A 26,527-nucleotide genomic window follows, 5' to 3' on the forward strand; every position below is an offset into this window, starting at 1 on the left:
TTGCCTCTGTCGTCGCAGAGGTGCTGGGTGGTTACGCTCTGAGCGAGTTCGGCCGCTTGCGGCCGCTGCTCGAGCGCAGAGTGTGACCACCCAGCACCTCCCCGCCGCGCCCTGCGAGCGAGGGGATGTGGCTTTGGCTCGGGACAGGCCCCGTCATGCGTGAAGCACGCAAAAAAAAGGCGCCCTCCGGTGGGCGCCTTTTCCCTTCGCGAAACGCCCAAACTCAGTAACGCGGCACCGTCGGATCCACCTCACGAGCCCAGGCATCCATGCCGCCTTCCACGTTGAACAGGTTCGTGAAGCCATGGGCGGCCAGGCGCTCCGCGGCGGCCTGGCTGGAGATGCCGTGGTGGCAGATGAAAGCGATCGGCGTGTCCTTCGGCAGCGCGGCAAGCGCCTCGTAGCCCTCGTCCTCGAGAATGCGCGCGCCCGGCAGCGGGGCCGCCGCGGCACGGCCGTGCGCCGGACGCACGTCGACCAGTGTCAGGCCACCGGCGGCGAGCTTGTCCTTCAACTGGTGCACGCTGATCGAGGCGATGTCGACGGCGCCGGGGAACTTCAGGCTGAGGCCTTCGCCCTGCACGGTGCTCACCCAGTCGATGGTGATGCCCTTGGCGCGCGCGGCGCTGCCCGGATCGAAGTGCACCTCGATGCCGTTGGCCACCACCACGATGTCGAAATCGCCGGCCGGCGCCAGCTGGAAGCCGGCGCTGTGGTCCGGGCCGATCTCCAGGTGCAAGGCCATGCCCTGGGCCGTCGCCATGCCGCCACGGATGGCCTCGGCGGCCTTGTCGGTGATGGCGATCTCGGGCGGCGTGCGATCCGGCGGGCTGGCGCCGAACAGCGTGTAGAGCTCGCCGCTGGTGTACATCTGGCGGATGATGTCGGACCCGCCGACCAGCTCGCCCTTCACGTACAGCTGCGGAATGGTCGGCCACTGGCCGTATTCCTTGATGCCCTCGCGGATCTCCGGGTCTTCCAGCACGTTGACGGTGTGGTAGGCCGGGATGATGTCGTTGAGCGTGTTCGTGGCCGCGGCGGAAAAACCGCACATCGGCTGCTGGCGCGTCCCCTTCATGAACAGCACGACCTCGTGCTGGGCCAGGAGGGATTCGATGCGCTCGCGTGTGGGTGTTTCGAGGGCCATGGGGTCACCGCGGGTAGGAGAGGGAGCCAGTTTACCGGCATCCCTCGCAGATGGGCCCCGCGCCGCTCGCTTTCAACCGGCCAGGGAGGTTCCGGCATGGAGTTCGCCCAGGTTGGCGCGGCAATCGGCCAATGGCGCGAAGCCGAGTACCGCCTCTGCCGAGGGCAGCACGGTCTCCCGGCTGGCCCGCCCCAGGGGCGTGCACTGCTCGGTCCAGTGGATCAGCTCCATGGCGCCGCCCATGTCCTCGACCAGCGTCGTGCAGTGCTCCACCCAGTCGCCGTCGTTCATGTAGAGCACGCCTTCCACGCTGCGGATGTGCCCGAAGTGGATATGCCCGCAGATATGGCCGTCGAAACCGCGCTCGCGCGCATCGCTGGCGACGCGCTGCTCGTAATCGCGGATGTAGGCCAGGGCGGCCCCGACGTGCGATTTCAGGATGATCGACAGCGGCAAGTACGGCAGTTCGAGCCGCTTGCGCACCGCGTGCACCCGGCGATTGGCCCAGCAGATGAAGCGGTGCAGCGTGTCGCCCAGCCAGGTGATCCACGCGCGACCGATATGTTCGGGATCGTATTCGTCACCGTGGCTGACCCGGTAGCGACGACCGTCGGCCCCCTCGTGCACGGCATCCAGCTCGACGCGGATACCGGCGATGGTGGATCCGGCCAGGCCGCGCATCTGGTAGTCATGGTTGCCGGGCAGGTAGATGACCTCCACACCGCGCGCAGCCATGCCCACCAGCTCGGCGATCACCGCGCTGTGCTCGGGGTGCCACCACTGGCGACGGGCCAGCGCTTCCAGGTCGACGATGTCGCCGACGAGGTAGAGCTGCCGGCAGTCGAGGCTTTTCAGGAAATCCAGCAGATAGCCGGCCTTGCAGTCGGGCGTGCCCAGATGCACGTCGGAGATGAAGGCGGCGCGGCAGATGAGTCTGGCCATGAGAACGGTTTCCGGGAGGGTCCCGGTTGCCCAGTCTCGGCCTGCGGCGTAACCGCGGCATGGCGATGGTATTGCAAACCTGTTGCGCGTGGATCGCGCACGGCGTGCCCGGACCCGGTCAGACCGTCGTGGCGGCCCGCTTGCCCAGCGCGGCTTCGGCCATGGGCAGGATGTGCTCGACCCACAGGGCGTACTGGGCGGCGTCGGGATGCAGGCCGTCGTCGACCAGCATGCCCGGCCGCTCGCCGGCCTGCCGGGATACGGGCGTGATGTCCACCCACCGCGCCTGCGCGTACGCGGTCGCGGTGCATGCGACGGCATTGAATGCGTCGATCTCCTGCCCGATGGCCGCACGGTCGCGGCCCTCGGCAAAGCGTGTGACACCCCAGTCGGGAATCGACACCACTACCACCCGCCGGGGACCGCCGGCCAGCGCAATGGCGCGTTCGAGCAGACGGACGAAGGGCTCGCGATAGGCGTCGACGCCGCGACCGCGATACTGGTCGTTCACGCCGATCAGCAGCGTGACCATGTCGTAGGCATCGCGCAGGGCGGTGGCGTCCATGGCGGCGAACAACTCGTCGGTCGTCCACCCGGTGGTGGCGATGGTTTCCGGCATGCCGACCGCAACGCCGCACTCGCGCAGGCGCGTCGCCAGCTGCATGGGCCAGCGCCCCGCCTCCGGCACGCCCTCGCCGATGGTGTAGGAATCGCCCAGGGCGAGGAAGCTCGCTGCGCCCATGGCTCAGGCGACGGCGGTGGCGGTGGCAGCGGGCGTGCTCTCGTTGGCCATGCGCCGCAGTACCCGATCGATACGCACGAACACCTCCTGCAACTGCGCCGGCTCGGGCAGCAGGGTGAGGCGGAGGTGCCGGCTGGCGGACAGGTTGAAACTGGTGCCCGGCACGACGAGCACGCTTTCCTGTTCGAGCAGCCGCAAAGCGAACGCGGTGTCATCGAAGTGCGCGATGGCATCGGCACGGATGTGCGGGAAGGCATAGATGGCGCCGCCAGGAGCCACCACGTCGAGGAACGGGCTGGCTGCCACGCCGTCGAGCACCACCTGTCGCGCCTGGTGCAGGCGGCCACCCGGCGCTGTGAGTTCGCCGATGGTGGGTTTGTCCAGCAGCGCGGGGCGCACGGCCCACTGCGCCGTGACATTGGCGCACAGGCGCAACGCCGCCAGCAGTTGCAGGGCGTCGCGGTACTCGTTGCTGCGCTTCGGATCGCCCGACAGGCTCATCCAGCCCACGCGGTAACCGCAGGCACGATGCACCTTGGACAGGCCGCCGAAGCTGACGCACGGGTGATCGCCCGCGACGGACGCCAGCGGATGGAACGGCGTGCCGTCGTACAGGATCTCGTCGTAGATCTCGTCGCACAGCAGCAGCAGGCCATGGCGGCGCGCCACCTCGACGATGCGCTCGAGCAGGGCCTTGGGATAGACCGCGCCGGTGGGGTTGTTCGGGTTGATCAGGACGAGGGCACGGGTGCGCGGGCCGATCAGCGCCTCGATTTCTTCCGGGTCGGGCAGGTGGGCGTTCTCGGCCAGGCAGCGGTAATAGCGCGGGCTGCCATCGTTGAGGATGGTGGCCGCGCTCCACAGCGGGTAATCCGGGCTGGGCAGGAGTACTTCGTCGCCCGGCTGTAGCAGGGCGCGCAGGGAAATATCGATCAGTTCGCTGACCCCGTTGCCGATGAAGACGCGCTCCATGTCGACGCCGGTGGCTCCACGGGCTCGCTGCTGCGCCACGATGGCCTCGCGTGCTTCCTCCAGGCCCTGTTCGTGCCCATAGGCCTCGCTGTCGCCCAGGTGGTTGCGGATGGCTGCGCTGAGGTGCGGTGGCGTGGCGAAGCCATAGCGACCGGGATTGCCGATATTGAGCTTGATGATCGGCTGGCCGGCCGCTTCCATGTCGCGAGCGCGCCGGGTAAGGGCGCCGCGGATTTCGTAGCGCACTTCCGCCAGGTGCGCGCTGGGCTTGATCGAGGACACTGCTGACGACTTCCGGTGCGTGCGGCGGGCCGTTTCCCGCCGTCGTCACCCGATCCTAACAGCGTCGGCACGACGCCGCGAGACGGACTTCGGGCCATAAGCGGGCATAATCGCGGCATGACCGACACCCCGGACCTGACCTCCCTGCGCCGCATCGGCTGGCGCGAGGCCACGCTACCCGCCGACCCGCGCCGCCTCGCCCGCGTGGTGGCGCAGCATCGTGCCGGCTACGAGATGCACGACGGCTCGTCCGCGTTCAACGCGCAGCCGGCCGGGCATTTCCTGAAACGCGGCCTGGATCCGTCATTGCGACCGGCCGTCGGCGACTTCGTCTTCCTGGACCGCGCCACGCACCCGGTGATCGAGGAGGTGCTGCCTCGCCGCGCCGTGCTCACGCGGGCCGCCGCCGGCGAGCGCTACGAACGGCAGATCATCGCCACCAACATCGACTACGTGCTGGTACTGACCGGCCTGGACGGCGACTTCAACCCGTCGCGCATCGAGCGCTACCTCACGCTGGTGGAAGGTTCCGGCGCCCGGCCGGTGGTGCTGCTCAGCAAGGCGGACACGGGCGTGGACGTCGACGCGGCGGTGTCGGCGCTCGTCGCCCGCCTGCCGGACGACGCCTCCGTGCACGCGATCAACGCCAAGGACCCGGCCACGGTTCCCCTGCTGGCGTCCTACCTGGGGCCGGGCTCCAGTGCCGTGCTGGTCGGCTCGTCCGGCGCGGGCAAGTCCACCCTCACCAACACGTTGCTCGGCGAGCAGCGCATGGCCACCAATGCGGTGCGCTCGCACGACAGTCGCGGTCGCCATACCACCACGCATCGCGCCTTGCTCAGCCTGCCCAGTGGCGGCTGCCTGATCGACACGCCGGGCATGCGCGAACTGAAGCTGACCGGCGAGGAAAACCTCGACCTGTTCGCCGATATCGAAACGCTTGCCGCACAGTGCCGTTTTGCCGACTGCGGCCACGGCAACGAACCCGGCTGCGCGATCCAGGCGGCGCTCGCGTCCGGTGAGCTTTCTCCGCAGCGCTGGCGCAATTTCCTCAAGCTGCACGACGAGCGCGAGGAACAGGCGGCGACGCTCGAGGCACGGCTGAAGCGCAAGGCCGCACCCAAACCGGCGGGTAAGCCCAAGCGCGGCGAGTGGCGACGCGGCGACGACTAACGCTGACTCGCGCCGCGCGCCCAACCGACATACAGCCGTCCATCCACTGAATAAGTTCACTTCCTCTCATCGCGAGCAAGGAAGTGCCCATGATCGTCTCCCCCGGCCGGCGCCACGCGCTGGCCGCCGCCCTGGCCGGTACGTTGTCCACGTCCGCAGCGGCAGCGGATTTTCCGTTCGGCATTCTCGTCGAGAGCGGTTCGGCCGTGTCCCTCGGGCCGGACGACACCGTCTCGGTCAGCGGGGTGGCCACCGGCCGTGCCGTCACGGTCGCCCCGCGGGCCTCGTTCGACGCCACGGGTGCCGCCGTCAGCAACCGCACCAGCGGTAATCCCGCCGGCTATGCCTACGGGGTGCTCGTCTTCGACGGCAGCGAGTCGGACATGCAGGGCGGCGCGATCACCATGCTCGGCGATCGCGCGGTGGCCGTGCAGGTCCAGGGCGCCTCGCGTGCCGTGTTCCGCGATATCGGCATCGCCACCACCGGCAAGGGCAGCCTTGGCATTGCAGCCGTCGGCGGTGCCGACATCGAATGGCGGGGCACACGCATCGATGTCGCGGGGGCGGACAGCACCGCCGTACTGGTGCACGGCCAGGACGCCGCCGTGCACGGACAGGTGCGGATCGATCACGCCGGAGCGGCATCGGTCCCGGGTCGTGCGCAGGCCGTCCTGGTGCGTGAGGGCGCGCACGTCGGCATCGACGATGGCGACGTGCTCACGCGGCGGGCCAACGTCGGTGCCGTCGTGGTGGACGGCGAGGAGTCCCGCTTCAGCGCCATGCGCAGCCGCATTGTGGCGCAGGGCGAGCAGGCGTGGGCCATTACGGGTACGGGTGGCGAGGTCCGGCTCCATGGCACCCGAATCGAGGGCGCCGGCGGTGCCTTCGGCAGCCGGGGTGCAGGCGTCGACCCACTGCGCGTGCACCTGAGCGACGGCTCCCACGCCGTGGGCCATGTCGAGAGCGGCCGTGCCTCCCTGCTGCTGCGGATGGAGGACAGCGAACTGGTCGGTGACATGCGCCGCGGTGCGGGTGAACTGGATGCCGGGCTCACGCGGTCGCGCTGGACGGGTCGCGCCACGGGTGTGGATCGCCTGCGCCTGGATGCCAGCGACTGGTTCGTCACCGGGGAGGCCGATGTCGGGCAACTGACACTGGCGGGGGCGTCCACCGTGGCCTTCGCCGAAGCGGGCACCGGTTTCGCCAGCCTGCGTGTCGGCCGCCTCGACAGCACCGGCGGCGAGGCGACGGTGCGCTTGCGTACACGCATGGATGCCGGCGGTGCGATGGCACGCCAGGGCACCGATCGCCTTCTCGTCGAGGGCGATGCCCTCGGCACCACGCGGCTCGCGATCGTCGCCGCCGGTGGCCGGGGTGCCGCGACCGCCCCCGGCGCGGGTGGCGGCATCAGCGTCGCGCAGGTGGGCGGTGCGGCCAGCGAGGCGTCGTTTCGGCTGGCCGGCGATTACGTCGTCGTCGGACCGTGGCGCTATGGCCTGCACGCGTACGCCCCTGGCGAGGCCGACGCCTCGCAAAGGCGAGTCGCGGGTGACGGCAGCGATTACTGGGATTTTCGTCTGCAGAGCACGCGGATCAACCGGCATGGCCGCGCCCTCGGCTTCTTAGGGCGGTCGTTGCCGGTCGACGTGGTGGACGATGCATCGCCCCTGCCAGCCTCGCGCGCCGCCCTTGCGCCGCAGGTGCCTGCCTACCTGGCGCTGGCGGGAGCCTTGTTCGGCCATGCGCGTGCATCCCTCGACGCCGCGCACCCGGACGATCTCGCCGCCGCGCACGATGCCGCGCTGCGCGTACGCGGCTTCGGTGGTCATACGCGCTACCGGAGTACGTTGCCCTTCGACCGCTTCGGCGTCGACAGCCTGCGCAGCGACACGGGCATGCAGGTGGCGGGCGACCTCGTCGCCATCGAATCCGATGCATCGCACACGCGTGCCGGTATCGTCGCCAGTGTCGGGCGTGCACGCATCGCGCCGCGCGCGGTCGACGGCGTCGGCGCGGCGCGTTCGGAGAGCCGCGGTCTGGCCCTCACCTATGCGCTGCGCGGTGACGCAGGCTGGCGCGTGGATGCGGCCTACGCGGCCAGTCACCATCGCGTGGCGGTACGTAGCCACCCGCGGGGCGAGGCCCTCGCCCGGCTGCGTGCGAACGGCAACGATGCATCGCTGGCCGGCACGTTGCGATGGTCGCCCACGTCGTATCTGGCCGTGGACCCGGGGGCGTCGTTGGTGTGGCAGCGCCAGCGCTTCACCGCCGCGCAGGACCGCGACGGCATCGTCGTCCGCCTGGGTGCGCCGGAACGCCTGACGCTTCGTGCCGGCATGCGCGCCGCGCTGGCCTTCGTACCGCACGGCTACTGGCTGTCGGCCTGGTCCGCCCGCGTGTATGCGGGCTATGCGACCACGCGCGACACCGGTACACGGGCCGTTCTCTCCGGCATCCGCTTCGCCACGGGCGGGGGCGGCCGCCAGGTCGACCTTGCCGCCGGCATGTCGGCGGAACTACGCGGCGACATCACCCTCTCCGCGGATATCGATCGACGCGTCGCGGTCGGCGGTGCCGGTGAGTCCGGCCTGGCGCTGCGCGTGGGACTGGCCATGACGTTCTGAGTGCGTACCGGCCCGCCGTCAGTAGGTGATGGTGACGGTGACGATATCGCTATAGGCACCTGCCCGCGCCGCCGCTTGTACGGGAAGGCGGCCATACACGGTCAGCGTCTGCTCGGCACCGGTGCCGGTGCCCGTGGCGGTATCGGTATTGAGGGCCGCGCCCCAGCGTAGCGTGCGTGCGGTGTCCCGGTAGAGTTCATAGGTGACGAAGCGGGTGCCATCGGTCATGCGTCGCGTCGTGCCCGATGCGTTGCTGCCGTTGTCCAGGCCCACCTGGTAGGCAGCACGGTTGGTGCAGGTGGCGCGCAGCAGCGAGGTCTGGTCGGTGTTGGTACGTAGCAGCCCGGGCACACTGCCGAAGTTGAGGTCGGTGGCGGTGCCGAACGTGCAGCGGGCGGCGACGTTCGCCGTGGCGGTCATGGACGGCGCGGCCACCGTCTGCGCGGCGACGGTGCCGCCAGCGCTGCACGAGGCGGGGTAGGTGCCGATGGTCAGCAAGGCTTCGTTGTAGCTCCAGGTCAGGGCGTTGCCTGTGAGCGAGCCGAGCAGGGTGCCGCTGTAGCTGCCGGGCGACAACGTGCTTTGCAGCGCCGGTACCTGTCCGTAGATCGTGAGGCTGCCGGTGAGCGTCGCGCCGTTGGACAGGATGCCGATCTGCCGCGTGAAGGTCTGCGGCGTGTAGGTCGCATGGTTTACCCGCCCCCAGATCGACGTGAGGCTCGCGTCCTTGAATACCTGGTATTGCATGCGATCGTTGTTGGCGTTGACGATGGTGCGGGGCGCGAAATTCGCCAGGTCGTCCGTTCCCAGGCTGACACACGCGGATATGTAGCTGCCGTACAGCGATCCGAGCACGCCGGAATAGGTGCAACTGTAGTTGAGCGTCGCCGTGGTGGTCACCACCGTGCCTGTCGGGTCCACGGGGCCGAACGCGAGGTTGCTGATGCTGGTAATGCTGCATGTCGTCGTCGCGTCGGCGCGCGGCGACGCAAGCAGGGCAGCGAAGGCCAGCAGCATAAAGGCAAGCCACTTCATGGCGTGGCCGCCTTGCAGATCAGCGGACCGAGTTGCGGCAGGTCGTGTGCCTGCGCCGGATAGGTGAGCGTCGCACGGCAACGCGCACCGCCGGGCAGGGTCACGTCGAGCAGTGTGTCGCCGCCCTGCAGGTTGTCGAGGTACACCAGGCCGTCGTAGCCGACGACGGCAGGCGACGATGCATCGCCCGTCGCCACGCTTGCCCCCACCGGCAGCGGCTGCCCTGCCTCGTCGACGAGGATCGCCGACGCCGCGCGCACCCGCTTCACGGGAAAACGCACCACGACGCCGGCGCGATCGGAGGGCGCGACGATGGTTTCCACGCGTTGCACGCGCTGGTCGGCCGGGAGGTCGATCGGATCGATAGCCAGCCGGTTGTCCTGGTAGGCCATGAGTCGCGACACGAGCAACAGTCCCCGGCTGTCGGTCACGCCGGTGCGCCGGTTTTCCAGGAGCACCGGAATATCCGGTGTGCCTTCCGTCGTCACCAGGGCGAAGGCGTCGTCGATCCGGCGTGCGGCGAAGAAGTGCCCGCCCATCAACACGAGCGCGCCGTTGGCGTCGGCATACGCATAGGATGCGGCGCCGAAATTGCTGGCGCCCACGGTCAGCTGGCCACGGTTGCCCAGCCAGCCCAGCTCCGCCAGGCCGCCGCCGGTCGATCCGCTGCGGCCCTGCACATGCCAGCCGAAACCACCGTCGCCGTCGATCGGCCGGCTGGCATCCACGATGCCGAAGGTGCGGTCGCGATCGCGCTGCACCGAGGTACTCCATGTCGTGCGCTGGTCGAGCGCCATGGTTGCGCCGATGAAGAAGCTGCGATCGGCGGCGATGTCCAGGTTCTGGTTGTAGCTGGCGTTCAACGAGATGCCGCGGCCGATGTTGCGTAGCAGGAACATGCCGGCATAGCGCGTGGCTGGCTGCCCGTCGTAGCGCAGGCGGACATAGTTCACGCCGAAACTGGATGCGTGGATGTTGAAGCCGAGCAGGGCACGGTCACTGGCACGCGGTGGCGGCGACCCGTAGCCGCTGGCGACGTCGTCGTAACGTGCGTTGCCGCGAAGCGTGTCCATCGAGGCATTCACATGACTGCCGTTCCACGACAGGCCCGCACCGTATTGGGCGCCACCAGCGCGCGATCGGGCATAGGAGCCGTTCAACACCAGCGCCCCGGTGGGGTTCCAGACGATGCCGCTGCCTGCCGTGCCGCGTCCGTCGCCCACCTCGGTGTGCGACTCCAGCGTCAGCCGGTCGGTGACGCCGCGCCGCCAGGTCGCGCTGGCGACCGGCTCGCTCCCATAGGCGAACGAATCGATGCCGTAGGCCTCGCGCACCGTACCCAGTTCGACCGACCAGTCCGACAGGCCGGCACGCAACAACTGACGCGCGGCGTAGAACGGAAAGGTCACCGTGCTGCTCCTGCCTAGCGCATCGGTGAGCACTACCTGCGCCTGGCCGGCCTGGTCCACGCCGGGCACGGCGGTGAGCTGGAACGGGCCGGCGGGCACCTTGCCGTTGTACTGGCGGATGCCGTCGATGTAGAGCTCCACCGAGGAAGGCGCGGCGGCCTGGCCGAAGAACTGCGGCAGCGGCGTCGTCACACGATAAGGCTGCAAGGCGAAGTCCGTGCCGTAGGCGATGCCGCCGATACGCGTGGCACGCGACCAGGACAGGGCGCCGGTAAAGGTGTCGCCGATGGTCAGCGTCTGCGACCGGTCGGGGAACGACAACCGCCATTGCGTATCCAGACGCACGGTATCGCCCTGCCAGCCGACGCCGGACGTCTGGTAGCGACGACTCAGCGAGGTCGTGCTCAGCACGCCCAGGCCGTCCGTGAACGCACGCAGCTCGGCCAGGCCACTGACGTTGCTCGCGCCGCCACCGTGCGCGGCGTACACGTCGTAGTTGAGCAACAGGCCGGTCCCGCTGGAGGCACGCGTCGCACGGCGCTCGGGCACGTTGAGCACTTGCGTCGGCAGGTTCAGCTGGCCGGTGGGCACGTCGATGTTCACGCGCTGCTGGGCGACATCGTAGGTGTAGCGTACGTCGGGCATGTCCGGCAGGCAGCGTGGATCGCTGCCGGGCGGGAGCACGAAGCCCAGGCCACGCAGGTCGGCGGCCTGGGCGCAGAGTGCCTCGCCACGGCGGATGAAATGCACCAGCGCCTCGGTCCGCGTGCCGTTGAGCACCACTTCCAGGTAGAGGTCTTCGCCGGCGCCGCTCTCCCGCGTCGCCACGGGCGGCGGCAGGGCATCGGTCGCGGTGGCATGCCCATCCACGTCCACGTCCGCGTGCGCGCTGACGGCGACCAGGGCCAGCATGCTAGTGGCCGTCCGTATCCACCGCCAGCGTCGACTCGGACGGCTCACCGTTGATCCTCGCACGCAGGAGGCCATCCGCGTGCCGCGCATCCGGCGGGAGCTTCCAGCGCATCGTCGCCCCAGGCAGCGCATAACCCACCAGGCCGGGCAGCAGCGGGGTGCGATGGCCCTGCCTGCCTTGCCACGCCAGGTCGGCGACCTGCGCATGGCCGTTGCCGCCGTTGTGGATGCGCAGGTGAGGACCGTCCGCGTCGCTCTCCCACGTTGCCTGCAGCGCCGCTTTCATCGTCGGGTCGCCCGCGGGTGCCAGGAACACCGGCACGGAGTAGCGCAACACGAACTTCAGTCCCGGCTTGTCGCTGGCGTCCACGGGCAGTTCGTCCACGATCACGCGGTAGGCGGTTTCCATGCCGTCCGTTGCCGGAGCGACCTGCCTGATGACGCGCACCAGCTGACGGTCGCCGGGGGCGATGGTCACCATCGGCGGGCTCACGACCAGGTCGCGAGAGGGGGCCAGTACATCCTTGCCGTCCGCCTGGGTCCAGCGGAACACACGCACCTGCGCGTGCAGCGATTCGGTGCCGGTATTGGTGAGCCACAGGGCTTCGGCGGCGGTCGACGTGGCCAGCCGCAGTCCGATCGGCGACACCTGCAGGCCACTCGCGTGGGCGACGCACGCCATCGCGGCCAGCGCGCCGGCTATCGCCACGCGGAGCGGCCAAGGGCGCACCGTCAATAGGTGATGGTGGCGGTGATGACGTCGGCGTAGCTGCCGGCGGGGAAGTTGCTGCTGGGCACGCGGCCATACACGGGCACGGTCTGCACCGTGCCGCTGCCGGTACCGGCGTAGGTATTGCCGCCGGTGCCCGTGGTGCTGCCCCAGACATCGGCGGACGTGCGCGTGGCCGCGCGGTACAGCTGGTAGGGCACCTGCGCCGTGCCGCTGCTCATCTTGCGGGTGTTGGCGTCGGTGCCGTTCTGGCCGTTGTCCAGCGCGATGGTGTAGGGCGCGCTGGGCGTGCAGTTCACGTTGAGCGCGCCCTGGTTGTCGGTGTTGGTCGCGGTGGACGGTTGCGTACCGAAGTTGACGTCGGTCGGCGCCGTGGTGCTGATGTCGCAGGCGGCGGTGATCGTGACGCGTACGTTGAACGTCGTGGTCGCGGTGGCGGCGTGAGCCGGGACGGCGGCGACGGACATCGCCAACAGGGTGGCGGTGGTAGCGATGAGGCGGAAGGACATGGTGCTCTCCTGTGGGCGGGACGACGCGTCGTTTCGTCGACGCTTGCCGGCGAGTGCCCTCGTGGTTTGCAAGGATCGTGGAAGCGACGCGCCGCTGTGTATGCAGGCGGCCGTGACCTGCCGGATCGACTTGACGATGCCGAAAATCTCCATGGACATGTAAAGTTTGCTTGACATCTTGAGCCTGTCGGCCCAGGATGCGTGTCAAGCGTGCTTGACACGCTTTTATCTACCGTCAGGTTCGGGGTGTCGTCCCGCGTCATGTTTCGACCGACAGCGCCCGACGACCTGCCCATGCGTATCCCGGGGAGACAGGCGATGGCCATGCGTGCCGTACACAAGCGTTACCTGCGTGAGTTCTTCCCGGCGATGTTTGCCTACGTCGTGCTCCTGTTGCTGTCGGTCGGCTGGCTGAAGACGCTGGAAGGTACGCCGGCCCGCGCGATCGTCACCCTGCTGCCGACCCTGCCCATCGCCTTCGTCATCCGGGCCATGGTCCGGGTGATCCGAGACCAGGACGAATTCGAACGACGCATCGACCTGGAGGCTATCGCCATGGCCGGCGGCATCGGCGGCTTCGGATTCTTTACCTTCGGCATGCTGCTGCATGCGCATGTCGTCGCCGCACCGCCGGCCGAAGCCGTCGCCACCTGGGTGCTGCCCGTGCTGATGGGTTTGTTCGGCATCACCAAATGCGCCGTGCGCTGGCACTACCGCGGCGATGCATAACCGCGTCCGTGAACTGCGCACCGCGCTGGGCTGGTCGCAGGCCGACCTGGGCGAGAAGCTGGACGTCTCGCGGCAGACCGTGAACGCAGTGGAGACCGGCAAGTACGATCCCAGCCTGCCGCTGGCGTTCAAGATCGCGCGCCTGTTCGCGTTGCCCATCGAATCCATTTTCGCCCCCGAGGAATGACGGCATGAAACGTCCCCCACGCATCGCCATCATCGTCGTGCTGCTCACCACGGCGATGGCGGGGCGGCACCTGGTGATGTCCCGGCACGACGCGGCCGATGCCCATGCCTCCACCCAGGCGGCGACGCACACCGCGGTGCCGGCGGCCACCAACCCCGCGCCGCCGCGCGTCTGGCGACTCGGCTCCGTCGAACTGAAGCCGTGCGAGTTGCCGCAGCCGCACTCGGGCCTGTCGACTGCCGCGTGGTGTGCCGCCTTCCCGGTGCCGGAAAACCGCGCCGAGCCGCACGGTCGCATGATCACCCTGCGCCTGGCCGTGGTGCGCAGCAGCGCCCAGGTGCCGGCGGACGACATGCTCGCCTTCATCGCTGGCGGTCCCGGTCAGTCGGCCGCGGAAAGCTACGCCGGCATCGCGCCGGCCATGGCCCCGTTGCTGGCCCACCGTAACCTGCTGCTGCTGGACCAGCGAGGCACCGGCGCTTCCCATCCGCTGAGCTGCCGCGACGACGAGCCGGGTGCACCGGCAGGCGCGGCGGAAGTGCACGGCTTCGATGCCGGCGCGGTGCGGCGCGAGACGCAGCATTGCCTCGACCAGCTGTCGCAGGACGCGGACGTGCGCTTCTACACCACTACCGATGCCGTGGCCGATCTGGAGGATGTCCGCCGTGCGCTGGGTTCGCCGACGTTCGACCTGATCGGCGTGTCCTACGGCACGCGCGTGGCGCAGCAGTACGCCATGCGCCACCCCGATGGATTGCGCACCCTCGTGCTGGACGGCATCGCGCCCAATGCGCTGGTGCTGGGCGAGGACTTCGCGGTCAACCTCGACGCGGCCCTGAAGGCGCAGTTCGCCCGTTGCGAGGCGGACGACGCGTGCCGCGCGCGCTTCAGCGATCCCTACCAGACCCTGTTCCAGTTGCGCGACGCGCTGCGCGCGAACCCGCACATGGTCAGCTTCCGCGATCCGCAGAACTACGCTTCGGTGAAGCGCGTGCTCAGCGAGCACGCCCTGGCCACGGTGGTGCGCATGTTCGCCTATTCGCCGGAAACCGCCGCCTTGCTGCCCCTGTCCATCGATGCCGCCGCGCGTGGCGATGTCGGCCCCCTCCTGGGCCAGGCCAAGTTGCTCACGGGCGACCTGGGCGACACCATGGATGGCGGCATGCAGTATTCGGTGATCTGCAGCGAGGACGGCGACCTCCTGCAATCGCGTCCGCAGGACAAGGACACCATCCTGGGCGACACCATGATCGAAGCGTTTCGCGCGGCCTGTTCCGTCTGGCCACACGGCACGATGCCGGCCGACTTCCACCAGCCGCTGAAGAGCGCGGTGCCCACCTTGCTGATGTCGGGCGAATTCGACCCGGTCACGCCACCGCGTTACGGCGACGACGTGCTCAAGGGCCTGCCCAACGGCCGCCACCTGGTGCTTCGGGGCCAGGGCCACAACGTGATCTCGCGCGGCTGCATGCCACGCGTGCTCGACCATTTCATCGACACGGCCGACGCGAAGGCGCTGGACGTGACGTGCCTGGAGCGGCTGCGCCCGCTGCCGGTGTTCGTCGGATTCAACGGAGCCACGCCATGATCGAGGTAAGGGACCTGCACAAGGCCTTCGGCGCGGTGCGCGCCGTGAACGGCGTGAACTTCACCGCGCGCGACGGCGAGATCACCGGACTGCTCGGCCCCAACGGGGCGGGCAAGACCACCACGTTGCGCATGCTCTACACACTGATGCGGCCCGACGCCGGACAGGTGCTGGTGGACGGGATGGATGCCTACCAGGATGCGCTTGCGGTGCGCCGGCGCCTCGGCGTGCTTCCCGATGCGCGCGGCCTGTATAAACGGCTGACCGCCGCGGAGAACATCGATTATTTCGGCCGGCTGCACGGCATGTCGTCCGACCTGCTGGCGCGACGTCGCGAGGTCCTGATCGACGCGCTGGAGATGCGCGACATCGCCGATCGCCGTACGGAGGGTTTTTCCCAGGGGCAACGGGTCAAGACGGCCATCGCCCGTGCGCTGATCCACGATCCGCGCAACGTCCTGCTCGACGAGCCGACCAACGGCCTGGACGTGATGGCGACGCGCGCCATGCGCCGCTTCATGCGGCAGTTGCGTGACGAAGGACGCTGCGTGCTGTTTTCCAGTCACATCATGCAGGAGGTGGCCGCGCTGTGCGATCGCATCGTGGTGATCGCGCAGGGTCGTGTGGTCGCCGATGAAACGCCCGCCGCGCTGCTGGCGCAGACGGGCCAGGCCACGCTCGAGGATGCCTTCGTGACGATCATCGGTACCGACGAAGGATTGGCCGCATGAGCGCGTTCTCCGCGGTGTACTGGAAGGAAGTGCGCGAGAACCTGCGTGACCGGCGCACGCTGGTCAGCGCCCTGGTCACCGGGCCGCTGCTGGGTCCGATCATCTTCATCATGCTGATGAACGTCATGACCAATCGCGAGCTGGCCAAGGTCGATCGCAACATCGATGTCCCGGTCATCGGCGCGGAACTGGCGCCCAACCTGATGGCGGCGCTGAAAGGGGCCGGCATCGACGCGGACGCCGGCATGCCCGATCCGGAGAACGCGGTGCGCGAGCAGCGCGCCGATGTCGTGGTGCGCATCGCGCCGGACTACGCCAAGGCGTGGAACAAGGGCCAGAGCGTGCAGGTGGAGCTGATCTACGATTCCTCGCGTCGCGATGCGTCCACGCCGGTGGCGCGCGTGCGCAGCGTGGTGGAAAGCTACGGCCGCCGCGAGGGGGCGATGCGCCTCATCGCGCGCGGCCTGTCGCCGACCACGGCCTGGCCTGTGCAGGTGGCCGATCGCGACCAGGCCACGTCGCAGTCGCGATCCGCGCTGATGTTCTCGTTCCTGCCGTACTTCTTCACGCTCACCGTGTTCCTCGGCGGCATGTACCTCGCCATCGACCTCACCGCCGGTGAGCGCGAGCGTCAGTCGCTGGAGCCGCTGTTCGTCAATCCGGTAGCGCGCTGGAAGATCCTCGCCGGCAAGCTGGCGGCGATCTGCACGTTCTCGCTGGTCAGCCTGTTCCTCACCATCGCCGCGTTCATGACGGCGCCGTGGTTCATACCGACGGAAAAACTCGGTATCGCGCTCGACCTGGGCCTGCGCTTCGGCGCCCAGGTGGCTTTGCTGATGCTGCCGCTGATCCTGCTGCTGGCCGCGTTGCAGTCACTGGTGTCGGCCCTGGCCAAGAGCTATCGCGAGGCGCAGACCTACCTGTCCATCCTGATGATGATTCCCATCGTGCCGAGCGTGCTGCTCTCGGTCGTTCCGGTGCGCGCGGAGCCCTGGATGTATGCGGTGCCGCTGCTGGGCCAGAACCTGGGCATCGTGCAGCTGCTGCGCGGCGATGGCGTGCCCGCCTGGCAGATCGGCACCTGCCTGGCCGGCGGGTTTGCCGCCGCGTTGCTGGCCACGCTGGGCGCGGCCATGCTCTACCGTTCCGAGCGCCTGGCGATTTCGGCCTAGCGCCAGCGCAGGTCCACGCCGACCAGGAACGTACGACCGGGCGCGGGTTCGTCGTAGCGCCCGTTGCCGTCGTTGACGATCACCGAGCCGACCACGTGCCGGTCGGCAAGGTTGTCCACGCGGGCGAAGGTGTTGATCCGCCAGGGGCCATCGTCCACGACATAACCCGCCGACAGTCCGAACAGGGCGTAGCCCGCCGCCGAGGCCGTGCCCAGGTCGTTCGCCGAGGTCGCGCCCATCGCGTTCATGTCCAGCCCCGCCTGCCAGCCGAGCTCGGCACCGTAGGTCAGTGCAGCATACGCGGTGGATCGTGGCACGCCCGGAATGCGCGTGCCGGCCGCCACCGGCGTGTCGGGTGCGGCACAGCCGGTGCTGGCGCAGGTGAGGAAGGGCGTGCGGAAGCTCGCCTGCAGGTGCGTGTACGCCGCCACGAGGTGCAGGTCCGGTGCGATCTCGCTCTTGAACGACGCCTCGATGCCCTGGCGTCGCGAGCGCGCAATGTTCTGGTAGGTGGTGCGGCCGCCGAGGTTGGTCGCCACGGCCAGTTCGTCATCGCTGTCGGCGCGGAACAGGGCCAGCCCGGCTTCCGTGTGGTCCGAGGGCTGCAGCTTCAGGCCCACCTCGCCGTTGTGCGAGCGCGAGGGCCGCAGGTCGAAGGCCAGGCCAGCGCCGCCGTCGGCGCGGTAGCCCAGTTCGGAAAAGGTAGGCGTCTCGAAGCCGCGACCCCAGTTCGCATACACATGCGCCCACGGCGCCGCGCGCCACAGCACGCCGAACACCGGCGTGGTGGCGCTGTACGTCGTACTGCCGCTGTCGTCCGGATTGCCCGCCGCAACGTAGCGATCGGTGGAACGGAAACGTACTTCGCTGTGGCGCAGGCCGCCCATCAGGCTCCAGTCGTCGGCCACGCGCCAGGTGGCCTGCGCGTACTGGTCGAAGTCGAACACGCGGTCGATCTCGTCGCGTCGCTTGTCGCCGCGCACACCCAGCGTGCCGCCCACGAAGTTGTTGTAGCCCTGCCGATGCTGTGTCTGGTTGTCGTAGGCGATGCCGGTGGCGATCTCGAAGGGGCGGCCGGCCAGCGTGTCGCTCCAGGTCCAGCGGGCGTCGCCGCCACCGTACTCGTTGGCGAGGTCCACCACACCGCCCGAGTTACCCGGCTGCGCGACCTGCGTGGCCTTGGGTATCGACAGGTACTGGGTCACGCCGCGCTGCCCGTAGTAGCCCATGACGCGCAGGCTGTTCGCCGCATCCAGGCGCTGGTCCCAGATCAGTCCGGCCTGTTGCTGGTCGGCCGACTTGCGGGTGTTGTAGGTGTCGGCCACGGTGGCGACCTGGCGCGGATCGGCCTTGAACTGCGCCTTCGTCAGTCCGAGGGGATCCTGGGCATCCGGTATGTCCACCGTATTGACCACCAGGGTGAGCTTCGTGTCGTCGTCGATCTTCCAGCCGACCTTGGCATTGCCCGATTCCCGCCGTGCCGCGCTGTGGTCGCGGTAGCCGCTGGTGCGGAAATGACTGAGGTCGACGTTGTAATCCACGGGGCCGTCGACGCCGCGCGCGTTCACGGACGTGCGCAGGTTGCCATTGCTGCCGCCGGCAACGCCGAAGCGTAGTTCCGGCGGTTCGGTGCCGTCCGCGGTGAACAGCTGCACCACGCCGCCCGACGCATTGCCGTAGAGGGCCGAGAACGGGCCGCGCAAAACCTCCACGCGCGCCGCGGAGTCCAGGTTGAAATGCGACACCTGGCCCTGGCCGTCCGGCATCGTGGCGGGAATGCCGTCGGTATACAGGCGGATGCCGCGGATACCGAAGGTGGATCGCGCGCCGAACCCACGGATGGACACCTGCGTATCCTGCGCGTAATTCTGGCGATCGCGCGCCACGATGCCGGGAATGGACTGCACCCGTTCGGACAGGTTCACGTCCAGCGAGCCGTCGGGCGGCGTGGCCACCACGTCGATGGCCGCGGGAATGTCGTAGGGTGCCTGGGCGGTGCGGGTAGCCGTCACCACCACCGGTGCGAGGGTGGCTTCCTGGGCGGAGGCGGTACCCGCCAGTGCGATGAGCACGCCCGCGGCGAGCGGACGGAGGGGGGACGGCGACATGCGAAAATCCTGCGGGGGCGGGCGCCCGGTGAGGCCTGGCATGCTGCACTGCAACCGGTGTAGCGCTGGTGATGCCGCGTGCTAGCCTTCCGGGCCACATCCCCCCAAAACGGTGTCGCCATGAAGAAACTCGCTTTTGCCTGCGCCGGCCTGCTCGGCCTCGCGCTTTCGCACGCCGCCCTGGCTGCCGGCGCCCAGCAGCCGACGCGCACCGCATCGTCTACCGGCATCGACGCAGCGAGCGCCGCCCAGCTGGACAAGGCCGTGGCCGGTAGCTGGCGTTCGCCGGAGAACAAGGCGCGCGACATGTATCGCCACCCCCAGCAGACGCTGAGCTTCTTCGGTGTGCGCCCGGACATGACCGTCATCGAGATCTGGCCGTCCGGTGGCTGGTTCACCGAGATCCTCGCGCCCTACCTGCACGACAACGGCCACTACATCGGCGCGGTGGAAGCGGGCTCCAAGAGCACGGCGGCCCTGCAGAAGAAGTTCTCCTTCGCCCCGGCGCAGTACGGCAACGCGAAGATCATGGAGTTCAACCACAAGGCGCCGGTGCTGGGTGCGCCGGGTTCGGCCGATCGCGTACTGACCTTCCGCAACGTGCACAACTGGGCCGCCGACGGCAGTGCCGAGGCCATGTTCAAGGCCATGTTCGCGGTGCTCAAGCCTGGCGGCGTGCTGGGCGTGGAAGACCATCGTGCCGACGCCGGCAAGAAGCTCGACGACGTGGTCAACTCCGGCTACCTGCCGACCGACTACGTGATCAAGCTGGCCACCGACGCCGGGTTCAAGCTGGATGCGCAGAGTGAGATCAACGCCAACCCGAAGGACGACCACAACCATCCCAAGGGCGTGTGGACCCTGCCGCCGTCCTTCGACATGGGCGACACGGACAAGGCCAAGTGGCAGGCCATCGGCGAGTCCGACCGGATGACCCTGCGCTTCGTGAAGCCCACCGCCGCGAAGTGACGTGCTGGTCGCGCTGAACAAGCCCTTCGGGGTGCTGTGCCAGTTCACCGACGACGCCGGCCGGCGTACGCTGGCCGACGTCGTGCCGCACAAGGGCGTGTACGCGGCCGGTCGGTTGGACCACGACAGCGAAGGCCTGCTGTTGCTCACCGACGACGGCCGGCTGCAGCATCGCCTGGCCGATCCGAAGCACAAGCAGCCGAAGACGTACGTGGTGCAGGTGGAGGGTGTGCCGACGGAAGACGCCCTCGACCGGCTACGCCGGGGCGTCACGCTCAATGACGGCCCCACGTTGCCGGCCGGGGTGGAGGCGATCGACACACCCGACTGGCTATGGCTCCGCGATCCGCCCGTGCGCTTTCGCAAGACGGTGCCGGACGCGTGGCTGCGCATCGTGCTGCGCGAGGGGCGCAACCGGCAGGTGCGGCGCATGACGGCGGCCGTGGGACTGCCCACGCTGCGCCTGATCCGCGAGGCCGTCGGCGATTACCGACTCGACGGCCTGGCCCCGGGGGCCGTTCGGATCATCGACCCGACGCGTCAGACCGAGCGATAAGCGGTGACGAAGGCGGCGGCGCGTTCCCGCGTTCGTGACACGGGCTGGCCGGGTTTGTAGAGGTCGCTGCCCAGCCCGGCCCCGATGCAGCCGGCATCGAGGAACTGGCCCAGGTTCTCCGGCGTGACACCACCGACGGCCAGCAGCGGCACGTCCGGCGGCAGCACCGCACGAATGCTCTTGATGTACGCAGGGCCCAGGTTCGACGACGGAAACAGCTTGAGCGATTGCGCGCCGGCAGCCAGCGCCGCGAACGCTTCCGTTGGCGTCATGAAACCGATGGCGGTATAGAGATTGCGCTCGCGCGCCTTGCGGATGGTGGCGGGATCGGTGTTGGGCGTGACCATCAGGTGGCCGCCCAGGTCGGCCACCTGGGCGGCCGCCTCGGGCGACAGCACGGTACCCGCACCGACCAGCGCGCGTGCACCGGCCGTTTCCACCGCAAGCGGGATGCTGCGCTGCCAGTCGGGCGAATTCAGCGGGATCTCGATGGCGTCGAAGCCTTCGGCGATCAGCGCCTCGACATGGCCGACCACGTCGTCGGGCGTGATGCCGCGCAGGATCGCGATGAGGGGCAGGGCGGTGGGCCAGCTCATGACTGCACCTCGTGGCCGTAGCGCGCTTCGGGCAGGCCGCGCCCTCGCGGCGGCGTGCCGATGAAGATCGCGCCGTTGAGTGGCTCGTCGCGGAACGTGGCCTCGTCGATACCCTTGTGCGCGGAGGTGATCACCATCTGCGCCAGGTCCGTCCCGGCAAAGCTGACGCAACTGGGCTGGCGCGCGGGCAGCGGGATGATCGCATCGATACGGCCATCCGGTGCGTAGCGGACCACGCGCGACGCGCCCCACTGGGCGTTCCACAGGAAGCCGTCGGCGTCGATGGTGGAGCCGTCCGGCTCGTGGCCGGCATCGATTTCGGCAAAGCCGCGGATGCGGTCCACCTCGCCGGTGTCGGCGTCGTAGTCGCAGGCCATGATGCGGGCCGTCGGCGAATCGGTGAAGTACATCGTTTCCCCGTCGGGGCTGAAACAGATGCTGTTGGTGATCGCGGCCTTGGGCAGCGCCAGGCGACCCAACTGGCCGTTCTTCGTGTAGCGCCAGAACGAGGCGATCTGCTCGGGGCCGCGTTCGTTCAGCGTGCCGAAAATGAAGTTGCCGCCGCGGTCGCAGCGCCCGTCGTTGGTGCGCGTGCCGGGAAGATCGGCCTCGATGTCGTCCAGCACATGCAGGCGGCCATCGCGCGTGTCGAACCGGCCCAGCTGTTTCTCCATCGCCAGCAGAAGGACGCCCGGCTCGTGGGTCAGCGCGAAGCAGCCGACGCGTGCCGGCAGCACATGCTCACGCACCACGCCGGTGGCCGGGTCGTAGTCGTGGATGGTGGACGAGGCGATGTCGGTCCAGCGGACCACGCCCATCAGGTCGTCCCAGATCACGCCTTCGGCGTGGGCCTGGCGCTGCGGGGAAAGGGGTTTGAACGCATCGGTCATCAGCGGTGTCGCCTGTGTTCGTTGGCCGGATCGCCTGGGCGGCCCGGCGGGGAAAGGGTTACGCGACCAGCCCACGGCGACGGGCCACCGCGATGGCGCCGGCGCCGGCCAGGTCGCACTGCTGGTCGTCGCCGACTACCGTCAGCATGCCGGAGAAGAAGTCGTCGTCCTCGACCAGCCGCGCGATCGCTTCGCGGAGTATGGGCTTGCCGCTGACGACGAAGCGTGTACCCGGGTGCATCCGGATCGCGCTGGAGTGTTTCAGCGTGAGGATATCGGAGGCGAGCACGGCACCGAGCAGGAAGTTGGCCCGTGCATTGGCGTCACGGTCGGTGAACTGGTCGAGGATGCGCACGCTGAAGCAGGCGCGCCCCAGGCCGACTCGCTGGGCGGCGCCAGCGCCGGCCAGCAGCATCTCCGCATCGATGTGCGTGGCGAAACCGTCCTTCAGCGACCCGGCCAGGATCGTCTCGTGCGAGATCACCTGCAGCAGCTCGCCGGCCAGGGTGGTGACGCAGCCGTCGATGCGACCCTTCGTATCGATGCCGACGAACTTGGAGTGCGAGCCGGGCAGCGCGATGACCGCCGGTTCGGCCAGTGCAAGGCGTTCGACCAGGGCGAGCGCCTCGGTTTCCTCGCCGCGCATCATGTCCATGGCCTCGACGTTGTGCAGGTCGATGGGCGCCACGGCGTTGCGCACGCCCGGCACGAACCCGATGGGCGCGTGCCAGACGCCCTCGATCCGCACTTCGCGCATCGCGGCGGCCAGCTCGTCGATACCGGCCGGCGCGGGCACATGAGGGATCTCGCACAGGCCCATGTTCGAGGTGATCATGCCCGAGGCCAACACGGGGCCGATGTCGCTTTGGGTCATCCCGGCGGCGAAAAGCACCCCGGCGATGGCATCGCGCAACGCCTGTTCGAGCTTGCCGGTGTTGCCGGTGATGGCAGTGTCGCGTACGCCCACCGGACGCGTTGTCATGGCGACGGCCTCGCCGTCCTGCCAGGCGGTGACGCGGGTGTTGGTCGTGCCGGTGTCGATGGTCAGGATATTCATCACGTGTCCGCTGGAGGGCATGCCTCGTGTTCTGTTCGGGTGGACCGCGCCTGTGCCTCAGCAGTCGCCCGCGGATTTCTTCCGGCGCCACCAGATCACCGCCAGCGCGATCATCGCCGCGGCGATGGCCAGCCAGATGCCGGTCTGCCCGCGACGAATCCACATCGACAGCCAGGCGTGGTTGTGCGCACCGAAATAACCCAGGTAGACCCAGATCGGCACGCTGATGGCGGCGGCCAGGCCGTCCAGCAGCAGGAAGCGGAAGAATCCGACGCGATGCGTCGCGCCGGCGGTGATGAACACCGCGGTGCGCATGCCGGGCAGGAAGCGCGCCACGAACATCATGCGGTTGCCGTATTTCTCGAATTTTTCCTGCACCTTCGTGTAGCGCTCCGGCGTGAGCAGGCGGGACACCACACGCCAGCTCATGATCCGCGCGCCGAAATGGCGACCCAGCAGGAACATAGTGGAATCGCCCACCAGCACACCGGCCATGCCGATGCCGACCATGGTGTGCACGTCGCCGTAGCCCAGGCCCGTGATGATGCCGCCGGCGACCAGGGTGATGTCCTCGGGCAGGGGCACGCCCGCCCCGCAGAGCATCAGGGCGAAGAACACGGCGGCATAGCCATTGCGACCGAAGAAGTCGACGAGGTCGTTGAGAAGATCCATCAGTGGCGCGTGAAGCCGGCTGGGGCCGGTCCCTTGGAAGAACGAGGCGGGGATGATCCCATGGATCGTGTTACGGCGGCGGTGCGCCGCATCATTCGCCGGCCGCCCGGGCCGGTGCGGCCCGCGCCGCCAGCAACACGCGCAGCTCGGCTTTCTCCGTGTCGTCGAGGATGCCCTCGCGGCTGCGGGCGATCAGCTGTTCACGGCGTTGCATGGTGGCCTGGCGCTCCATCTGGGTAAGGGCGTCGTGGAACTCCACGCGCTGCATGTCCGCCTCGCCCACCACGTCCGCGGCCATCAGTTTCTGCAGGGACGCGTATTCGGGGCGTTCCATGAAATGCTCGACCAGCACGGCGGGGCGGATGCCGGGGCGCGCGCGCGCCACGTCGAGCAGTTCGGAGAGCAGGCCGACGCCGGGACGGTCCAGGCGCAGGAACGGGTAGGGCGGTTCGACCTCCGCGGCCAGCTCCGGCTGGGCCAGCAGCAGCGTGATGGCGCTGCGGACCAGGCTGCGCTGGACATTGGCCGGGCGCATCGTGTCGGGCCGGCGGACGGGCGGCTCCGGTTCGAGCACGGCACGGGCGCCGGTGCGCCGCTCCAGTTCCTGGCCCATCAGGTCGCGGAAGGCGCCGTCGGGCAGCTTGGCGATCAGCGGCCGTGCCCGCTCCGCCAGGCGTGCCCGGCCGTCGAGACGGCTGATGTCGACGTCACGACCCAGTTCCTCGAAAAAATATTCCGACATGGGCATGGATTCCTTCATGCGTTTCTCGAAGCCGTCCTTGCCTTCCTTGCGCACCAGCGTGTCAGGGTCCTCGCCGTCGGGCAGGAACAGGAAGTGCGCCTGGCGTCCGTCGCGCATGCGCGGCAGCACCGATTCCAGCGCGCGCCAGGCCGCGGCGCGACCCGCCCGGTCGCCGTCGAAGCAGAAATACACATCCGGCGCGGCGCGGAACAGCACCTCGGCATGGTCGGGCGTGGTCGCCGTGCCCAGCGTGGCCACGGCGATGGGCAGGCCCGCCTGGTGCAGGGCGATGACATCCATATAGCCCTCGACCACCATGATCCGCGTGAGCTGCTGGTGCGCCTGCTTCACCTGCCACAGGGCGAACAGCTCCTTGCCCTTGTGGAACAGCGGGGTTTCCGGGGAATTGAGGTACTTGGGGCTCTGTTCCGACGACAGTACGCGCCCGCCGAAGGCGATGACACGCCCGCGCCGGTCGAGGATGGGGAACATCACCCGTTCGCGGAAACGGTCGTAGCGATTGCCACGCTCGTTGCTGGCGACCATGCCCGCCTCGTTCAGCAGCTGCCGGCGGCGGTCGCTGGTGCCCAGTGCCTTGAGCACGCCGTCGAACCCCGCTGGAGCCCAGCCGATGCGGAAGCGCTTGACGATCTCGTCGTCCAGCCCGCGGCCATCGACATAGGCCTTCGCTTCCGGGCTGCCGCCCAGCTCGCGCTGGTAGAAGCTGGCCGTCTCGTCGAGCAGGGTGTAGAGGTCGCTGCGATCTTCGCGCGGCTTGTCGTCGCGGCCGCCCTCGTAAGGCACCTTGAGGCCCGCGGACTGGGCCAGCTCCTCGATGGCGTCGGGAAACTCGAGCCGGTCGTAGTCCATGATGAACTTGATCGCGCTGCCATGGGCACCGCAACCGAAGCAGTGGAAGAACTGCTTCTGGGGGCTGACATAGAAGGAGGGTGAGCGTTCGTTGTGGAACGGGCAGCAGGCCGTCCACTCGCGCCCGGCCTTTTTCAGCGGGACGCGCCGCTCGATCACGTCGACGATGTCGACGCGGGTCAGCAGTTCATCGATGAAACTGTCGGGAATACGGCCGCGCATCAGTTGCCTAGGATGCCATGCATCCGGCTCCGTATGGCGTCCGCATTCCCGACGGGCGCGATCAGAACGCCAGGTGGAAGACGCCGATGACGGCCAGGATCGCGATCACGAACAGGATCAGGAAGATGGCGAAGCAGATCTTGGCGATCGTGCCGGCAACGCCCGACACGCGGCTGAAGCCGAGCGCGCCGGTAACGAGGGCGATGAGACCGAAAATAATGGCGTACTTGAGCATTGGGGATTCCCGTCGAGCGCCGGAGGAGGGTCCCGCCAGCTGCGGTGCGGAGAATGCTCACAAATGTGTAGGGCTGCCGTGAATATGTCACGCCGATGTCACCCCCCAACCATCCCCTGACGGGTGGAAGGCACCGTGCGTAGGAGCGCACGACGTGCGCGAAAAGCCAACAGCGCGAAGACGAGGCAAGCGCCATTTTTCCAGCGTAATCGCGAAAAGATGTCGCGCGCGTACGCGCGCTCCTACACGGTCGGTCCGGCCGCTGGTCAGACCAGGCGGGCTTTGACCTTGCCTGCCACGGCGCCCATGTCGGCGCGGCCGGCGGCCTTTTCCTTCACCAGGGCCACGACCTTGCCCATGTCGCGGGCGGTGGTGGCACCGGTCTCGGCGATGGCGGCTGCGATCACGGCGTCCAGTTCGGCCTCGCTGAGCTTGGCGGGGAGGTAGCCGTCGATGACGCCCATCTCGTAGCGCTCGATGTCGGCCAGGTCGGTGCGGCCGGCCTTGTCATACTGCTCGATGGAGTCGCGACGCTGCTTCTGCATCTTCTCCAGCGCCGCCAGCACCTGGGCGTCGTCCAGTTCGATGCGCTCGTCCACTTCGCGCTGCTTGATCTGGGCCTGCATCAGGCGGATAACGGCCAGGCGGTCTTTCTCGCCGCCCTTCATGGCGGCCTTCATGTCTTCGGTGATCTTTGCCTTCAGGCTCATGTCTTTTCTCCGGGAC

25 protein-coding genes are annotated in these 26,527 nt (G+C 68.7%); 9 read left to right on the forward strand and 16 right to left on the reverse strand.

Annotated elements, in window-relative coordinates; translation table 11 throughout:
* Window positions 1-223: 223 nt before the first annotated feature.
* The 4 genes from grxD to ACVKN3_RS14510 all read right to left on the reverse strand — a co-directional run bounded on the left by grxD (window position 224) and on the right by ACVKN3_RS14510 (window position 4,085).
* Entirely contained in the window at window positions 224-1,147 is a 924-nt protein-coding gene (gene grxD, locus ACVKN3_RS14495) for a Grx4 family monothiol glutaredoxin (protein ID WP_036139242.1), read from the reverse strand.
* Window positions 1,148-1,219: 72 nt separating this feature from the next.
* Window positions 1,220-2,089: a UDP-2,3-diacylglucosamine diphosphatase gene (locus ACVKN3_RS14500; RefSeq protein WP_354516165.1), complete on the reverse strand. Its 870-nt coding sequence runs from the start codon at window positions 2,087-2,089 to the stop codon at window positions 1,220-1,222.
* A gap of 118 nt (window positions 2,090-2,207) precedes the next feature.
* Window positions 2,208-2,831, reverse strand: a complete 624-nt coding sequence (locus tag ACVKN3_RS14505; protein WP_354516163.1) for an SGNH/GDSL hydrolase family protein — start codon at window positions 2,829-2,831, stop codon at window positions 2,208-2,210.
* A gap of 3 nt (window positions 2,832-2,834) precedes the next feature.
* Window positions 2,835-4,085, reverse strand: a complete 1,251-nt coding sequence (locus ACVKN3_RS14510; RefSeq protein WP_354516162.1) for an aminotransferase class I/II-fold pyridoxal phosphate-dependent enzyme — start codon at window positions 4,083-4,085, stop codon at window positions 2,835-2,837.
* A gap of 117 nt (window positions 4,086-4,202) precedes the next feature.
* On the opposite strand from ACVKN3_RS14510, the gene rsgA reads away from it, so the two are divergent.
* Both rsgA and ACVKN3_RS14520 read left to right on the forward strand, forming a co-directional pair.
* On the forward strand, window positions 4,203-5,258 hold the full coding sequence (gene rsgA, locus ACVKN3_RS14515; protein ID WP_354516160.1) for a ribosome small subunit-dependent GTPase A: 1,056 nt from the start codon (window positions 4,203-4,205) through the stop codon (window positions 5,256-5,258).
* 89 nt (window positions 5,259-5,347) lie between these two features.
* Window positions 5,348-7,882: an autotransporter outer membrane beta-barrel domain-containing protein gene (locus tag ACVKN3_RS14520; RefSeq protein ID WP_354516158.1), complete on the forward strand. Its 2,535-nt coding sequence runs from the start codon at window positions 5,348-5,350 to the stop codon at window positions 7,880-7,882.
* Window positions 7,883-7,900: 18 nt separating this feature from the next.
* Here ACVKN3_RS14520 and ACVKN3_RS14525 read toward each other — a convergent pair whose 3' ends face one another.
* The 4 genes from ACVKN3_RS14525 to ACVKN3_RS14540 are packed head-to-tail and all read right to left on the reverse strand — an operon-like array spanning window position 7,901 to window position 12,477.
* Entirely contained in the window at window positions 7,901-8,917 is a 1,017-nt protein-coding gene (locus tag ACVKN3_RS14525; protein ID WP_285402753.1) for a Csu type fimbrial protein, read from the reverse strand.
* Entirely contained in the window at window positions 8,914-11,238 is a 2,325-nt protein-coding gene (locus tag ACVKN3_RS14530; RefSeq protein WP_354516155.1) for a fimbria/pilus outer membrane usher protein, read from the reverse strand. Before ACVKN3_RS14530 ends, ACVKN3_RS14525 begins: the two co-directional genes overlap by 4 nt.
* 1 nt (window position 11,239) lies before the next feature.
* Entirely contained in the window at window positions 11,240-11,968 is a 729-nt protein-coding gene (locus tag ACVKN3_RS14535) for a fimbrial biogenesis chaperone (RefSeq protein ID WP_354516153.1), read from the reverse strand.
* Window positions 11,969-11,970: 2 nt separating this feature from the next.
* A complete protein-coding gene (locus ACVKN3_RS14540) occupies window positions 11,971-12,477 on the reverse strand; it encodes a Csu type fimbrial protein (RefSeq protein WP_285402759.1) in 507 nt (168 codons plus the stop codon).
* A 324-nt stretch (window positions 12,478-12,801) separates the two neighbouring features.
* On the opposite strand from ACVKN3_RS14540, the gene ACVKN3_RS14545 reads away from it, so the two are divergent.
* Genes ACVKN3_RS14545 through ACVKN3_RS14565 form a run of 5 tightly spaced genes read left to right on the forward strand, consistent with a single transcriptional unit; the run spans window position 12,802 to window position 16,884 of the window.
* Window positions 12,802-13,206, forward strand: coding sequence for a hypothetical protein (locus ACVKN3_RS14545; RefSeq protein WP_354516151.1), 405 nt, complete (start codon window positions 12,802-12,804; stop codon window positions 13,204-13,206).
* Window positions 13,199-13,393 (forward strand): helix-turn-helix transcriptional regulator, encoded by a 195-nt coding sequence (locus tag ACVKN3_RS14550; protein WP_285402762.1) that lies wholly within the window; start codon window positions 13,199-13,201, stop codon window positions 13,391-13,393. Before ACVKN3_RS14545 ends, ACVKN3_RS14550 begins: the two co-directional genes overlap by 8 nt.
* 4 nt (window positions 13,394-13,397) lie before the next feature.
* Window positions 13,398-14,981: an alpha/beta hydrolase gene (locus ACVKN3_RS14555; protein ID WP_354516149.1), complete on the forward strand. Its 1,584-nt coding sequence runs from the start codon at window positions 13,398-13,400 to the stop codon at window positions 14,979-14,981.
* Complete coding sequence (locus ACVKN3_RS14560; RefSeq protein WP_285402765.1) at window positions 14,978-15,712, forward strand: ABC transporter ATP-binding protein; 735 nt, start codon at window positions 14,978-14,980, stop codon at window positions 15,710-15,712. The genes ACVKN3_RS14555 and ACVKN3_RS14560 overlap by 4 nt, the downstream gene beginning before the upstream one ends.
* Window positions 15,709-16,884 carry an ABC transporter permease gene (locus ACVKN3_RS14565; protein WP_354516147.1) on the forward strand — a complete coding sequence of 392 codons (1,176 nt, stop codon included), beginning with the start codon at window positions 15,709-15,711 and terminating at the stop codon, window positions 16,882-16,884. The genes ACVKN3_RS14560 and ACVKN3_RS14565 overlap by 4 nt, the downstream gene beginning before the upstream one ends.
* Here ACVKN3_RS14565 and ACVKN3_RS14570 read toward each other — a convergent pair.
* Window positions 16,881-18,992: a TonB-dependent receptor family protein gene (locus tag ACVKN3_RS14570; protein WP_354516145.1), complete on the reverse strand. Its 2,112-nt coding sequence runs from the start codon at window positions 18,990-18,992 to the stop codon at window positions 16,881-16,883. The genes ACVKN3_RS14565 and ACVKN3_RS14570 overlap by 4 nt on opposite strands.
* Window positions 18,993-19,112: 120 nt before the next feature.
* On the opposite strand from ACVKN3_RS14570, the gene ACVKN3_RS14575 reads away from it, so the two are divergent.
* On the forward strand, window positions 19,113-19,961 hold the full coding sequence (locus ACVKN3_RS14575; protein WP_354516143.1) for a class I SAM-dependent methyltransferase: 849 nt from the start codon (window positions 19,113-19,115) through the stop codon (window positions 19,959-19,961).
* A 1-nt stretch (window position 19,962) separates the two neighbouring features.
* The gene (locus ACVKN3_RS14580; protein ID WP_354516141.1) at window positions 19,963-20,517 is read left to right on the forward strand and encodes a pseudouridine synthase; all 555 of its coding nucleotides are present in this window, start codon (window positions 19,963-19,965) and stop codon (window positions 20,515-20,517) included.
* On the opposite strand, the gene ACVKN3_RS14585 is transcribed toward ACVKN3_RS14580, so the two are convergent.
* The 7 genes from ACVKN3_RS14585 to ACVKN3_RS14615 all read right to left on the reverse strand — a co-directional run bounded on the left by ACVKN3_RS14585 (window position 20,502) and on the right by ACVKN3_RS14615 (window position 26,511).
* Window positions 20,502-21,113, reverse strand: a complete 612-nt coding sequence (locus ACVKN3_RS14585; protein ID WP_285402775.1) for a 2-dehydro-3-deoxy-6-phosphogalactonate aldolase — start codon at window positions 21,111-21,113, stop codon at window positions 20,502-20,504. The genes ACVKN3_RS14580 and ACVKN3_RS14585 overlap by 16 nt on opposite strands.
* A complete protein-coding gene (locus ACVKN3_RS14590) occupies window positions 21,110-22,003 on the reverse strand; it encodes an SMP-30/gluconolactonase/LRE family protein (protein WP_285402777.1) in 894 nt (297 codons plus the stop codon). Before ACVKN3_RS14590 ends, ACVKN3_RS14585 begins: the two co-directional genes overlap by 4 nt.
* Before the next feature lie 58 nt (window positions 22,004-22,061).
* Complete coding sequence (locus ACVKN3_RS14595; protein WP_285402779.1) at window positions 22,062-23,060, reverse strand: 2-dehydro-3-deoxygalactonokinase; 999 nt, start codon at window positions 23,058-23,060, stop codon at window positions 22,062-22,064.
* 57 nt (window positions 23,061-23,117) lie between these two features.
* Window positions 23,118-23,732, reverse strand: coding sequence for a DedA family protein (locus ACVKN3_RS14600; RefSeq protein WP_285402781.1), 615 nt, complete (start codon window positions 23,730-23,732; stop codon window positions 23,118-23,120).
* A 91-nt stretch (window positions 23,733-23,823) separates the two neighbouring features.
* Window positions 23,824-25,566 carry a DNA primase gene (dnaG, locus tag ACVKN3_RS14605; RefSeq protein ID WP_285402783.1) on the reverse strand — a complete coding sequence of 581 codons (1,743 nt, stop codon included), beginning with the start codon at window positions 25,564-25,566 and terminating at the stop codon, window positions 23,824-23,826.
* A 61-nt stretch (window positions 25,567-25,627) separates the two neighbouring features.
* Window positions 25,628-25,801, reverse strand: coding sequence for a DUF1328 domain-containing protein (locus ACVKN3_RS14610; protein ID WP_036139288.1), 174 nt, complete (start codon window positions 25,799-25,801; stop codon window positions 25,628-25,630).
* A 266-nt stretch (window positions 25,802-26,067) separates the two neighbouring features.
* Window positions 26,068-26,511, reverse strand: coding sequence for a GatB/YqeY domain-containing protein (locus tag ACVKN3_RS14615; RefSeq protein ID WP_285402787.1), 444 nt, complete (start codon window positions 26,509-26,511; stop codon window positions 26,068-26,070).
* Between the last annotated feature and the right edge of the window lie 16 nt (window positions 26,512-26,527).

This window comes from Luteibacter sp. PvP120, assembly GCF_054055715.1.